This window comes from Aeromonas sp. ZOR0001 (genome assembly GCF_000801015.1).
GTDB classification, from domain to species: domain Bacteria; phylum Pseudomonadota; class Gammaproteobacteria; order Enterobacterales; family Aeromonadaceae; genus Aeromonas; species Aeromonas veronii.
Window position 1 is genome coordinate 1 of the sequence record NZ_JRJY01000151.1, and the last position, 13,147, is coordinate 13,147.

Genomic DNA, 13,147 nt, shown 5'->3' on the forward strand with positions numbered 1-13,147 from the left:
TCGGCGTGTTCCGCCGTGCTGGTAGGGGCGCATTATAGGGAGCCGCGCCGCGATGACAAGGGCTTTTTCAGCAAAAAAGTTCGTTCGCTCAGATATCAAGCAACCACCTCTTTTTTGCTCAAAATAGCATCAACTCTGACTATTGCCGGATTTAAATTGAACATTTGAAAAGCCAATTTATAATTGCCATCTCAAATGTTCAATTGGAATACCCTCATGCATCAAATCCTCGATAGCCATAAGGAAGAGCAAATCGTCCCGCTGTTCCGCTTGGGGTTCCGACCCTTCTTCTTGTTCGGGGCTCTGTTTGCTGCCGTCGCCATGTTGCTCTGGCTGGGACAGCTCAACGGTTGGCTAACCTTGCCAGGGATTGCCAACCCGATCTGGTGGCATGGTCATGAGATGCTGTTTGGTTTCGGGGCTGCCATCGTCGCGGGTTTTCTGCTCACCGCGGTGCAGAACTGGACGGCCCATCCCGGTATTCGGAGCTGGCCATTGGCAATGGTGGTGGGGTTGTGGATATTGCCAAGGACCTTGTTACCCTGGCTGGGTGAGGAGAACATGATCCTGATGGTAGCAGACCTGCTCTGGCTGCCGCTGTGTGCCTGGTTCCTTGCCAAGCCTATCTTGATAACCCGGCAATGGCGCAATCTATTCTTCGTGCCCCTGTTGCTGATACTGACCTTGCTCAATGGTGCCAGCTGGTTATGGCAGGCCGATTGGACCACCGTTGAGCACCTATTGATCACCACTGTGCTGTTGTTTACCACCCTGATCGCCGTGATGGGTGGAAGGGTGATTCCGTTCTTCACCGTCCGAGCAACCGGTCAGGAGAAACCCGCACCTCTGCTCTGGCTGGAACGGACTGCGCTCGCGACACTGTGGCTTATCTTGCTCTGCTGGCTGCTGCTCCCCACCCAATGGGTCACCAGCATATATATAGTGCCTCTCTATATAGTGGCGGCGAGTTTGCATCTGTGGCGGCAACTGCGTTGGCATCAGCCATCGACCCTTGCGCATCCCCTGCTGTGGTCACTCCATCTCGCCTATCTGTTTATCCCTCTTGGCCTGCTCGCCCTTGCGGCACATAGCGCGGGTCTGCCCATCACGTTGTCAATGGCCAGTCACCTGCTCAGCGCAGGCTGTATGGGGACCATGATTCTGGGCATGATTGCGCGAGTCTCCCTCGGCCATAGCGGCCGGGCCTTGCAGGTAGGACGCAGGATCACTGGCGCATTCGCCCTGGTTATCGCTGCCGCTACAATGCGGGTGGCAATTCCGCTGTTCTGGCCTGCTTATACCCTGCATGGCTGGAACCTCAGCGCGCTTGCCTGGATCGCAGCCTATGGTCTGTTTGTCTGGGTCTATACCCCGATACTGATCCGCCCCAGAGCAGATGGTCGACCGGGTTGATGACTGCAGAACATGTTCAGGGTGTTGCCACCGGATAGTGGATGAGGTTGTGGAAAATCGCCGGGGCTATGCCCAGATTGCGATAACCGTGGGGACGGTCGGCAGCAAAACGCACAGCCTCCCCTTGCACCAATGAGCGCCACTCCCCTTCCACCAACACCTCCATCATTCCGCTGATGACGATGACATGCTCGGTCACTCCCGGCTCATGGGGCTCGGATTCACGCTGGTAACCCGGCAACAGGGTCAGCTCAAGCAACTCGAAACCAAACCGGTTTTCATAAGGGAAGAGCGGTGCCACTTGCATGCCCTCTCCCGCTGGCTGCTGGCGAATGGCATCGGCGGTGCGATAGAGCACCTCTGCCTGCGCGGCGGGTGTGGGCTCAATGAAACTGGAAAATGAGACTCGAAAACCGGTGGCGATCTTCCACAGCGTCGCCACGGTCGGGCTGGACTCTCCCCGCTCAATCTGCCCCAGCATCGCCTTGCTGACACCCGTTTCGCGCGCGGCGGCCTCCAGGCTCCAGCCGCGCTCGCTGCGCAGCCCCTTCAGTCGAGCAGCCAGATGCTGACTCATCTCTTGCATAACTGCCTCTTTATTACTCTTGCACGATGCGCCTTGTGCGCTATAGCGCACAGCGATATAGTCAAAGCTGTATTGTACGTAATAACGCACAGCGCGTCACAACGCCAAGAGGAAGAGTCATGCCCTTCGCCATCCCCCATCTGGTCGCAGGATTTATCGCCGTGATGGTCGGCTACACCAGCTCCGTCATCCTGATCATCCAGGCCGCCACGGCAGCAGGTGCAGATACAGCTCAAGTCGCCTCTTGGCTCTGGACGCTGGGGATCGGCATGGGGGTGAGCTGCATCGGCCTCTCTCTCTATTACCGCATACCCATACTAACCGCCTGGTCCACCCCAGGCGCGGCACTGCTGATCACCACGCTGGGCAACTTCACTCTGGCGGAAGCAATCGGCGCCTTTGTGATCTCGTCCCTGCTGATCACTCTGTGTGGCATCAGCGGCTGGTTCGACCGTTTGATGAAACATATCCCGGCTCCACTGGCCGCCGCCATGCTGGCTGGCGTGCTGCTCAAATTCGGGCTGGATCTGTTCAAGGTCGCCCCGCAAGACCCCTTGTTGCTTGGCACCCTGCTGCTGGCCTTCCTGCTGGGTCGTCATCTCTGGCCCCGCTATACCATGGTGCTGGTACTGGGAGTGGGGATGCTGATCTGCAGCGTACGGGGGGATTTGCAAATGGGCACCCTTCACTGGCAACTCGCCAGCCCGGTCTGGACATGGCCAGCCTTCTCCCTTGATGCTCTGTTTGGTATCGCGCTGCCGCTATTCATTGTCACTATGACATCGCAAAACATGCCGGGAATTGCCATCTTGCGGGCCCATGGCTATCAGCCTTCCACCTCCTCGCTGATCAGCTGGACTGGCCTGACTGGCCTGCTGCTCGCCCCTTTTGGCGGTTATGCCTTCAATCTGGCCGCCATCACTGCCGCCATTTGCATGGGCAAAGAGGTCGACCCGGATACCAAGCGCCGCTGGCCTGCTGCGGTTTGGGCGGGTTGCTTTTATCTTGTGACCGGCTGCTTCGGCGCAACCGTCGCGGCCCTGTTTAGCGCCTTTCCGGCAACCCTTGTCACCTGCGTCGCTGGTTTGGCCCTGTTAGGCACCATCGGCAGCAGCCTGCACTCGGCCTTGCAAGAGGATGAAGCGCGAGAAGCTGCGCTGCTCACCTTTATCATTACCGCGTCCGGGATCAGCCTGCCCGGCATCGCGTCAGCCTGCTGGGGTCTGCTGATTGGTCTGGCTATCTATCAGTTCCAATTATATCGACAAAGGAATCAATTGAGCCTCAAACCGTGAACCTCTGCACACTATCCAGATAAAATGATTCACAAGTGAAACTAATTTCCTTCTAGTGGTGCCAGGGCACCAATCTTCCCGGACATGGTGCCCTGTCAGGTTCCATGCAACGGAGTATAAAAATGAAAAATCAGGCTGTCTTGTTACTACTGGCCATACTGGGTGCTGCGAGCGTCCAGGCTGCCGATACGGATCGAGAGCTGGCTCGCCAGCTCGCACTTCAGCAGAAAAACCTGCTGCCCCTACTGAGCAACCAGCAATACCAGAGCCCGCTTCCCAACCTGCTGCAGAAGGCCAGCCCACGGCTTAAACGGCAGGCGAGCGATGCCAACCAGGCGGCCATCAGCCGGCAAGGACTGGATGACGAGGTCAAGCAACTGATGCAATTGCGACTGGCCAACACCGATCAGGCCGCCGCACTGCAACAGGGGGTCGAACCGCTGGTCGCCTATGTTCCTAGTGGGGATGAGAAGAGCTGGAGCGCCATTGAAGCGTTCGACAGCGCTGGCAATCCCGTCTATCTGGATGTGGACAAGGCACCGGCCCGGCCGGTTCTGGTAGTCGAAGCCGATCCCGTCAAAGCCAAAAACGCAGGCTTGAAGGTAATGCGCAAAGCGCTGGCCGATGCTGATCTGCAAAGCGCTCCGCGAGTGGCGGCCAGCACGGCGCCGCTCAAGACCAGTATCCTGAAAAAGATCAGACTGAAGGATGATCAGGAGCCCTGGCTGCTCGGCGCGGCCGAAGTGTATGCGGTGGTCGCAGGGGTTAATCCCAGTCGGGATGAGCCAGTAGTCGATATTGTCGACATGCCCTACCTCGACTATGACAACACAGACTACACCCCCAACCAGATCCTGGTTTACTGGGATCGCTATCGCTGGGGTGCCGTCGATGTGGTGATGATGGAGCAGGATGACAACGTCAACTACAAGGAGCTGAGCGCCCTGCTGATTGAAGCCCTCAAACTCGGCTTTACCGCGGGTGGCGTGCCGGAAGCACTGCCCTTCCTCGATCTCGGCGGTCGCATCGTCAAGGCGCTGCCCGACTCCTGGATGACCAACAACGACGACTATCTGGATACCTTCTACACACTGGAGCAGGATCAGGTCTATCGCCAGTATCCGGGGGCTGCCGGTAATGCGGTCATCGATCTTGAGCCAAAAGAGATCGCCCCGACCAGACCTTGATAATCGGCCATAACGAAAAAGCCAATGAGCAACTCATTGGCTTTTTGCTTTTATCGCGGTGACCACCGGTCAACACTTGGGACGAACCCCCAGAGTATGGCAGATGGCATAAGTCAGCTCGGAGCGGTTCAGGGTATAGAAGTGGAAATCCTTCACCCCTTCCTGACTCAGCACGCGCACCTGATCGATGGCGATGCTCGCCCCCACCAGATTGCGGGTCATCTGATCGTTATCCAGCCCCTCGAAACGCTGATGCATCCAGCGCGGGATCTTCACGTTGGTAAAACCGGCAAACTTGGCCAGGGTCTGATAGTTGGAGACCGGCAGGATCCCCGGCACGATTTCAGCATCGATACCGATAGCGGCGCAGCGATCCCGAAAGCGCAAATACGTTTCCACATCGAAGAAGAACTGAGTGATGGCGCGGTTGGCACCGGCATCAATCTTACGCTTGAGGTTGAGCAGGTCGGATTGCGCACTCTTGGCCTCCGGGTGCCCTTCCGGATAGGCGGCAACCGAGATATCGAAGTCCGCCTCTGACTTGAGCAGAGCAACCAGATCGGTGGCATACATATCCGGCTTCTCCAACCCCTGCGGTAAATCACCGCGCAAAGCCACAATATGGCGAATGCCGCTGTTCCAGTAATCGCGGGCGATGGTGCGCAATTCGTCGCGGCTGGCATCGATACAGGTCAGGTGAGGCGCCGCAATCAGGCCGGTCCGCTCCTTGATGTCCTTGATCACCTTGTGGGTGCGATCACGGGTGCCGGAGTTGGCGCCATAGGTGACGGAGACGAACTTGGGTTCCAGCACTTTCAGCCGTTCGATGGACTGCCAGAGGGTATTCTCCATCCCTTCACTGTTGGGCGGAAAAAACTCGAAACTGACCGATATATCGCCATTCAAATCTGCCAAGCTCTGGTTGAGCGCCTCAACCTGACGTGCACTGTGAAATCCCATCTGCTCTTCTCCCTGTCCTGCAATCCATCTGCCTACGTCAAAACGGATGTTTGGACGTCTAAACGTCTTTATATTTATGAGCAAAACGACACAAAGTCAACAGGGATTTACCTCACATCCGATCTGACGAACTTCATATTTACAAAATTAACGGTACGTAACCGAAAAGTGCCCATCCCAAAATCGCCCCAGTCGAGTTATGATGGGGGCAGATCGTCCTGGACGTTCTGAATCTGCGTGTGATTGTTTGGCCGGAGGTTTCTCCGGCCCCTTTTCATCTATTTCCCACTCCTGCCGATAACAGAATGAGTCTTTGCAGGAGCACCATCATGGATACCCACCCCGGCTTTGCCACCGACTTGCTGTTCGATCGCTATCAGGGCGAGGTTATTCAGCACGATCAGTTCTGGGCGGTTCGCACGCCGGATGCTCCCGACTATTACTTCGGCAACTACCTGCTGCTCCCCACCCCGCCCAGCGACCGCGACAAAGGCTGGCTGGAAGCCGCATTCGATCAGTTGATCGGTCAAGATCCTCGAGTGCGCCACCGCACCTTCCAATGGCCACTGGCCGCCGGACAAAACAGCCGGATCGCCGGTTTTGTCGCAACGGGATACCAATATATGGAGTGCGTGGTGCTGGCGCTGGATGAACAGAGTTGCCCACCCCCGCACGGCGACATGAACAAGGTTGAGGCACGTACCTTCACCACTGCTGATTGGCCTGAGTGGCTCGACTTCGAACTCCATGAACGGGATGAGGGACACTCGGAACAGAGCTATCTTCCCTATCTGCGATCCCGCCAGGCGCTCTATCAGGCCATGATTGCCGATGGTCTCGGGGACTGGTGGGGGATCTGGCAAGAGGGGCAGCTGGTCGCCAGCTGCGGCCTCTTCTTTTGCGGCACACTTGGGCGCTTCCAGTTGGTACGCACGCACCATGTGTGGCGCAACCAGGGGTTATGCCGCCAGCTGCTGAGTCAAGTGGCTCGCGCAGGATTGTCCCGTGCCAAACAGCTGATCATAGTGGCCGACGAGCACTACCATGCCCAGCGCATTTACCGCTCTCTGGGGTTTGCCCCGGTAGCCCGGATCGGCAGCCTCTGCCGCTGGCCCCACGAAGCACAATAAAGCGATACATGCTGGCCGCGAGCCATAAAAAAACGGGAGGCTGATGCCTCCCGCTCTTATTGATGCCGATGACCTATTGCTGTGGCTGCTGTGGCGCTTCCAACTCGTTGGAGAGCGCCTGCTCTACCTCATCCGATTGCGCCGGTAATGGGGCAGCAACCGCTGATGCGGGTTCTGCGGAAGTCACAGCTGGTGCCACCACGGCCGATGTTTCACTGGTCGCGGGGGCTGCGGACACCTCAGTCGCTGGCGCTGAAGCCGAAGCAGGAGCAGGAGCAGGGGCAACAGCATCACACTGACAATCCGCGCTCTTGGCCTTGTTGCCCTGATGAGGGGCATACCAGCCCTTCAAGCCACTTTCCAGTCGATCAGCGGCAGCTTTGGGCTCCATCTTGCCAAGCAGCACAGCCTGACTCACCTCTGCCAGTTCATCCCCCAACTTGGGCGTACCACGGGAGAGGATCTGGGTCGCCACCCGAATGGTCGAGTCACACTGATCGCGCCACTCCATCATCTCTTTGGCCGCCGGATTGGTGACATCGAAGAAGTGGTTGGAGAGGGAGAAGAATCCCGGCAGCGAGTTGGTATAGAGCTCGGCAAATTGCGGCGTCGTCAGCCACTGCAGAAAAGCCATTGCCCCCTCTTTATTCTTGCTGGCCGGGTTCATCCCCATACCGATATCGGTGTGATCGGTAAAGAAACAGCCATCACCCTGTTTGGCCACCGGCGGGCGCATGACGCCAAAATCGACCTTGCCGGTGAAGGGAGCAATCTCCCAGGAGCCCGCCACGTAGAAGGCGGCCTTGCCCGAAGTGAACAGCTCGTTGCTGGTCGCATAATCACGGCTCTCGCCACCCTCACCGAGGTAGGAACGCCAGCGGGCCAGCTCGTCGAACACCTTCACATATTGGGGGTTGTCCAACCGCTCCTGCCCGCCAATCAACGCCAGACGACCATCTTCCCCTTTCCAGTAATTGGGACCAATATTCTGGAACCCCAGTTCGGAGGCAACCCAGCTCTCGGAACCGCTCATGGCCAGCGGCACATAGCGCGCGTCGGCCTTGATCTTGTCCAGCACGGCAAAGAACTGATCGCGGGTTTGCGGCAAGGTGAGCCCCAACTCACTGAAGATCTTCTTGTTATAGAAGAAGCCATGGATCACCGAGGCCATCGGCACGCAGAAAGTCTGGGCACCGGAATCGGTCTGCCAGGGTGACTGGGCAAAACTCGGAAAGTTCTCCATCCCTGCCATTTCGGTCAGCTCGGCCAGATGGCCCGCCTTGAACAGGGCGAGCGAGTCATCAAACGGACGACAGGTAATGAGATCCCCCGCCTTACCGCCTTTCAGGCTCTCCCACAGAGTGGGCATGTAGTTGACGTTCTGCACCGGATGAAAACTCACCTTGATGCCGGGATGCGCCGCTTCAAACGCCGGGATAATCTTCTGCTCCCACAACGCCTTGTCATCGGTTCGCCAGCTTTCAATCACCAGCTCGCTGGCCATCAGCTGGCCACACAACAGGAGACTCAGGGCTCCAATCCACTTTTTAGACATAAGCCCTCCTAGACCTTGAAATGTGCGATCAATTGCTGCTGTTTGGCGACCAGGTCGGCCAGCACTTCGCTGCTGCTGGCGGATTCGCGCGCCTCCCGCTCGGTCTCGTATGCCACATCGGCAATACCGGCGATATGACGAGCGACCCCCTGACTGACGGAGATCTGCTCCTGAGCGGCATGGGCCACCTGATCAGCCATCGATTTGATGGCCCCCATCCGATCGGCAATGGATTGCAGCGCCACATCCATCTCGCGAGTCTGCTCGACACAGCTCTGGGTCTGCTCCTGGCTACGCCCCATCACTTCAACCACATGCTTGCTGGAGCTCTGCAGGTTCTCAATCATCCCCTGGATCTCTTCGGTCGAAGTCTGGGTGCGATTGGCCAGCGCCCGCACCTCATCGGCCACCACCGCGAAACCGCGGCCGGCATCGCCAGCACGGGCCGCTTCGATGGCGGCGTTCAAGGCCAGCAGGTTGGTCTGCTCGGCGATGCTGCGGATCACATCGAGAATGCTGCCGATGTTGTTGCTGAATTCGCCCAGCTTGTAGGTGATCCCGACCGCCTCTTCCATGGCACCAGCCAGCTGCTCGGTGATCCGGCGAGTGGTGGCCACTTTCTGGCGCCCATTGCGCGCCTCTTCATCGGCCTGATCCACTTCCCGCTTGGTACCATCGGTAGAGCGGGCCACCTCGGTGGCGCTCACTTCCAGCTCGGTAATGGCGGCGGCCACCTGATCGGTCTGACTCTTCTGCTCCTGCACCCGGGACATGGCCCGTTCGCTGATCTCGGCGGCGCGGCTCGCCTCATCCACCAGATGACGGGAGCCCGCATTGATTTGAGAGAGTAGTTCACCGGTCTTGCCCGCCAGCGTATCGATAGAGCGGGAAAGGCTGCCAAATTCGCAACTGCTGCGGTAGTTGATGCGGCGGGTCATATCACCGGCCGCCATGTAATCGAGCTCCTTGTTGATCATCTGCAACGGGCGCTGAATGCTGCGCGCCGTGGTATAGCCGATCACCAGCGCCGCAGCGGCCGACATCGCGGCAACCACCAGGATCCAGAAGCTGGCACTGCTGACCGCCGCATCGGCGTTGATCCGGCTATCGCTGGCGATGGCTCCGGCAGACTTGCCCATCTCATCGAGCAAATTGAGGCTGTTGACCAGACTGGCATCCAACTGCTGATTTTGCGTGGCCAGCGACAGCGCCAGTTGCTGAGCCTGACGCATGGTCGCCAACAAGCCCTGAGCGCCAAGCGCCAGCTCCTGCATCCGATCCAGATTGGAGACAAAGCGCGCTTTCACATCATCGGGCACCAGCACCCGCTCCAACCGCTTGCGGGCCATCTCGATATCCTTGCTGAGTACCTTTTCCAGCTCGTTCAGGTCGGTTTTGGCATCGGCACGACGGATATTCTTCAGGTCGCGGGCGATACCCGAGGTAATGAGCTCCGCCTTGTTGCGCATGGAGCGCTTGCTGGCAGTCTGTTGCAACAGCAGATCCGCCGCCCACTGGTAGGTATCCTCAAGGCGGATAAATTCCATCTCCAGCTTGTGGCGCTGCTCCAGTGCACTGACCCACTGTCGATGCTGTGCCAACACCTGATCCGCCAAACCATAAAATTGGGTGGTAGCACTCTCGACCTGCTGGAAGCGGGCACGAGCATCCGCTACGTCGGTAAATTTCCCCATCTCCTGACTCAGCAGGGCGAAGCGGTTCTGCTGCTCCTTGAACTGATTGGCCAGCTGCGGCAACTGGGCGGCATCTTCACTGGTGCGGTAGACAAGCACCCAGCGGTTACTATCCTGCAGTGCCCCCTTGAGACCTGCGACAGCCACCACCAGCGGGGTTGCCCGGTCAGATACGGCAGAGAGGCCGTCATTTATACCCTTGATTTTAAAGGTACTGATCACACCAAGCAGGATCAGCAATAGCAGCATCAACACGAATCCGGCGATGATCCGCTGCACGATAGATAAGCCCATGGAGACATCCTCACTCATTGGGGGAAGGTAAAGTGAACATAGTCACTATCGGCAGGCGTGGCGAATAACTGAAATAAAGCGGCAGGTATTTAATTGATTTGTATCGGGTTGGATCACAGTACAGACAAAATCAGCCATACGAAAAAAGCCCGGCACAAGCCGGGCTGAAAGAGACGTACTTTGCTATCTTCCGCGGTCCGTTCAGAACCGCAGTCAGAATCATTAGAAGCGGTAGCCAACACCCACCATAAAGGCCATCGGGTCGATATGTGTTTTAAAAGTGCCAACGCCATCGACTTTGACATCAGTGTCAATGTCCATAATCCAGGCAGAACCGTTCACAAACCAGCGGTCGGTCACAGCCATATCGATACCAACCTGGCCCGCCAATCCCCATGAGTCATCAAGACTGATATTGGCGCCATCCAGTTTGCCAACACCCTTCTCGTCAAAGAAGGTGGTGTAGTTGATACCGACACCAACATAAGGACGAACCTTGCTCTGGGCATCGCCAAAATAGTACTGGGCCATCAATGTTGGAGGCAGATGTTTAACCTTGGCAATCTCACCAAGATCGCGAGTACTCACTCTATGGGAGAATGGAGTTGCAGCCAACAACTCAACCCCCCAGTTGTCGGTGATCATATAACCGAGGGTCAGGCCAAGCTGTTGATTGCTATCAATCTGAAACTCACCAGTGTTAAGCACATCATCACTGCTCTCCTGCGGAGAAACGATAGCCAATCCACCACGAACCAGAATGTCTCCGGCCTGATGGGCCATGGCGAAAGGAGAGGTCACTGCAGCGGCAATCATCAGAGGAAGTAATTTTTTCATCACGTAATCCCTTTTTTTGTTTTCATTTGATGCTGTAAGCCCGCTGACTATATGCCCTTGTAAATGCAAAGTTATTGACTTGGAGCAAAGGTTGCACAGAAATAAATCGATTGGTGTGACATCTTTGCGCGCCATCCCAATCTCGTTGAGTCCCCAGACAACAAGCCGAAATACCTGTTTCGACAGGTTGTAACTACCCGCACCCAGCGCCAAAAGGAGCAAACAAACCACACCTTATTGCGCGGCAGAGCGGCTATTAATTGTTGTTTATATGGGTAAATCAGCGTATTTTTTGCGCCATACAAGTTACTGGTAAGTAATGGTTTATTTATGAAAAATGAGTCGAAATGGCAAAAGGTGGGGGCCTTTCTCGCGGCCGTGTGGGGAATCGGATCCTTTCTCTTTATCCTGCTCGGTTTTATTGTCGCCCTGGCCTATCTGGTATTGGTACGGCAGGGTTAATCCGGATTGACAGAGTGCTGCAGGGTGATATGCCCCCCTTCGGCAAGCTGTTCCGGAGTCTGGCCCATTCCCTCCGCAGAGAGGGGACCAGCGTAGCCAAACCACCGATTTCGCCCACCGACTTTGGCCTGATACAGCGCCATGTCCGCCAGTTTGAAGCTATGACTCCAGAATGAATCCGGGTACTCCGGGTGCAACGGATAGCGGCAGAACCCCAGCGACACCGTCAACCAGAGTGGCGCATCCTCTCTGCCAAAGCGGTGCTGAGCGACACGCTGGCGCAGATATTCGACCCGCAGCGCCAACTCTTGCTCGTCATCCACCTGCAACAGCAACAAGAACTCCTCCCCGCCCAGCCGGATGATAGGCTCGCGCTCTCCTGTCACCACCTTGCGCAGCAGATCCGCCAACTGTTTCAGCACCAGATCCCCGATGTCATGGCCAAGGCGGTCATTGATCCGCTTGAAATGATCCAGATCCAGCAGCAATAACAGACAAGGTTTGGCCCGGTTGGCCTGCAACCAGCCATCGAGATAGCGACGATTGAAGCAACGGGTCAAGGGGTCGGTGAATGCAGCCATCTCCATCTGGCTGGATTTTTCCAACAAATCATAGTGTTGCTGACTAACCTTGCCGGCCATCTCCCTGAACTTGCCACTCAGAGTTGCCATCTCGGCGCTGCTGTCGATATAGGGGATCAAGGTGGCATCTGGCCGATCGCCAAAGCGTTGTAGCGCCGACACCAGCTGCTGCAACGGGGTAAGCACAATGCTGTTGAGCCGGTACATGGCGATCATGACGCAGATAAAACTGATAAACAGCATGCCGATAAAGGTCCAGAGCGCCCCCTCCATGACGCCACTCAAGATCTTTCTCTCCTCCTCAATCACCAGAGTCAGCACCGGCTGGTTATCGCTGTTGAGCAGTCGCACCTCTCCCCTAAGCCGGGTGAGCCCAAGGTCAATCAGGCGATACGTTATTTGCGGTTTCAGTGGTTTGAAGGTAGCGGTGACATCCAGATTGGCGTGGGAGATCGCCAGAGGCAGCGCGGTACGCTCCGATACCTGCTCGAGATAGGCCTTGTCGAGCCAACGTACAACCAGCAAGAAACCGTTGAACGGTGCCGACTCGTCACTGTTTCTGATCGGCTGCCACGAGTACATCAGCGGCCCCCACTGGGAAGCACGGATCCCGTGCAGATTGATGCCCCCTTGCGCCACCGAGCGCGCCCTTAACTGCTTTTTCAGTTCATCAAGGAAGTAGGGAAACTGATCCGGATTAATCCCCGGCGCATCGGGTAGCAGGGTCCGCGTCCAGATTTCGTAGCCGGTGAGATCCATGAAGCTCATCAGGTTGAGACTAAAATCCCGCATCGGCATATCACTGAACAGGTTGGATTCGATGTACGCCCTGCTTTTGTTGTCCATAAAACGGTGACTGTCATCCCAGATGCCCCAATCCCGACTGAATGCATCCAGAGCGGCCACATCCGCCTGCACCGCCTTGGTCACGCGCAGCAGATGCACCTTCATTCGCTGTTCTTCAATCCGGCTGGCAGCCGGGATCTGGGCCCACGCCAGCAGGACCAGCAATAGCAGGATCGCCCCCAGCCAGATGGGGAACATGGAGTAAGCCAACTGATGATCAATCGTGCGCGGAGCCTGAGCCATAACCCGATATACCCATTACCATGATGCTGTGATACAAGCCTGCCAGTACCTGACCAGCCCCCCT

10 protein-coding genes are annotated in these 13,147 nt (G+C 56.9%); 4 read left to right on the plus strand and 6 right to left on the minus strand.

Going from position 1 to position 13,147, the window contains the following annotated elements; genetic code table 11:
- The first annotated feature begins 216 nt into the window (after positions 1-216).
- The gene (locus L972_RS18440) at positions 217-1,413 is read left to right on the plus strand and encodes an NnrS family protein (RefSeq protein ID WP_047440200.1); all 1,197 of its coding nucleotides are present in this window, start codon (positions 217-219) and stop codon (positions 1,411-1,413) included.
- Positions 1,414-1,429: 16 nt separating this feature from the next.
- On the opposite strand, the gene L972_RS18445 is transcribed toward L972_RS18440, so the two are convergent.
- A complete protein-coding gene (locus L972_RS18445) occupies positions 1,430-1,999 on the minus strand; it encodes a helix-turn-helix domain-containing protein (protein WP_047440164.1) in 570 nt (189 codons plus the stop codon).
- 119 nt (positions 2,000-2,118) lie between these two features.
- Here L972_RS18445 and L972_RS18450 point away from each other — a divergent pair, with 119 nt between their 5' ends.
- Positions 2,119-3,294 carry a benzoate/H(+) symporter BenE family transporter gene (locus L972_RS18450; protein ID WP_047440165.1) on the plus strand — a complete coding sequence of 392 codons (1,176 nt, stop codon included), beginning with the start codon at positions 2,119-2,121 and terminating at the stop codon, positions 3,292-3,294.
- Between the two features lie 122 nt (positions 3,295-3,416).
- Positions 3,417-4,481: a DUF3103 family protein gene (locus tag L972_RS18455; protein ID WP_047440166.1), complete on the plus strand. Its 1,065-nt coding sequence runs from the start codon at positions 3,417-3,419 to the stop codon at positions 4,479-4,481.
- A 69-nt stretch (positions 4,482-4,550) separates the two neighbouring features.
- Here the strand turns inward: L972_RS18455 and metF are convergent, their stop codons facing one another.
- On the minus strand, positions 4,551-5,441 hold the full coding sequence (gene metF, locus L972_RS18460; protein ID WP_047440167.1) for a methylenetetrahydrofolate reductase: 891 nt from the start codon (positions 5,439-5,441) through the stop codon (positions 4,551-4,553).
- A 329-nt stretch (positions 5,442-5,770) separates the two neighbouring features.
- Here metF and L972_RS18465 point away from each other — a divergent pair, with 329 nt between their 5' ends.
- Positions 5,771-6,571 (plus strand): GNAT family N-acetyltransferase, encoded by an 801-nt coding sequence (locus tag L972_RS18465; protein ID WP_047440169.1) that lies wholly within the window; start codon positions 5,771-5,773, stop codon positions 6,569-6,571.
- A gap of 73 nt (positions 6,572-6,644) precedes the next feature.
- On the opposite strand, the gene L972_RS18470 is transcribed toward L972_RS18465, so the two are convergent.
- From L972_RS18470 to L972_RS18485, 4 genes are all read right to left on the minus strand, one after another.
- Positions 6,645-8,126 carry an ABC transporter substrate-binding protein gene (locus tag L972_RS18470; RefSeq protein WP_047440172.1) on the minus strand — a complete coding sequence of 494 codons (1,482 nt, stop codon included), beginning with the start codon at positions 8,124-8,126 and terminating at the stop codon, positions 6,645-6,647.
- An 8-nt stretch (positions 8,127-8,134) separates the two neighbouring features.
- Complete coding sequence (locus tag L972_RS18475; RefSeq protein ID WP_047440176.1) at positions 8,135-10,114, minus strand: HAMP domain-containing methyl-accepting chemotaxis protein; 1,980 nt, start codon at positions 10,112-10,114, stop codon at positions 8,135-8,137.
- 222 nt (positions 10,115-10,336) lie between these two features.
- Positions 10,337-10,951 carry an outer membrane protein OmpW gene (gene ompW, locus L972_RS18480; RefSeq protein ID WP_047440178.1) on the minus strand — a complete coding sequence of 205 codons (615 nt, stop codon included), beginning with the start codon at positions 10,949-10,951 and terminating at the stop codon, positions 10,337-10,339.
- A gap of 458 nt (positions 10,952-11,409) precedes the next feature.
- Complete coding sequence (locus L972_RS18485) at positions 11,410-13,083, minus strand: sensor domain-containing diguanylate cyclase (protein ID WP_047440179.1); 1,674 nt, start codon at positions 13,081-13,083, stop codon at positions 11,410-11,412.
- Positions 13,084-13,147: the final 64 nt, after the last annotated feature.

Excerpts from the sequence above, each read along its gene's own strand:
- L972_RS18440 (WP_047440200.1), top strand. The coding sequence starts at position 217 with ATGCATCAAATCCTCGATAGCCATAAGGAAGAGCAAATCGTCCCGCTG.
- L972_RS18445 (WP_047440164.1), bottom strand. The coding sequence starts at position 1,999 with ATGCAAGAGATGAGTCAGCATCTGGCTGCTCGACTGAAGGGGCTGCGC.
- L972_RS18450 (WP_047440165.1), top strand. The coding sequence starts at position 2,119 with ATGCCCTTCGCCATCCCCCATCTGGTCGCAGGATTTATCGCCGTGATG.
- L972_RS18455 (WP_047440166.1), top strand. The coding sequence starts at position 3,417 with ATGAAAAATCAGGCTGTCTTGTTACTACTGGCCATACTGGGTGCTGCG.
- metF (WP_047440167.1), bottom strand. The coding sequence starts at position 5,441 with ATGGGATTTCACAGTGCACGTCAGGTTGAGGCGCTCAACCAGAGCTTG.
- L972_RS18465 (WP_047440169.1), top strand. The coding sequence starts at position 5,771 with ATGGATACCCACCCCGGCTTTGCCACCGACTTGCTGTTCGATCGCTAT.
- L972_RS18470 (WP_047440172.1), bottom strand. The coding sequence starts at position 8,126 with ATGTCTAAAAAGTGGATTGGAGCCCTGAGTCTCCTGTTGTGTGGCCAG.
- L972_RS18475 (WP_047440176.1), bottom strand. The coding sequence starts at position 10,114 with ATGGGCTTATCTATCGTGCAGCGGATCATCGCCGGATTCGTGTTGATG.
- ompW (WP_047440178.1), bottom strand. The coding sequence starts at position 10,951 with ATGAAAAAATTACTTCCTCTGATGATTGCCGCTGCAGTGACCTCTCCT.
- L972_RS18485 (WP_047440179.1), bottom strand. The coding sequence starts at position 13,083 with ATGGCTCAGGCTCCGCGCACGATTGATCATCAGTTGGCTTACTCCATG.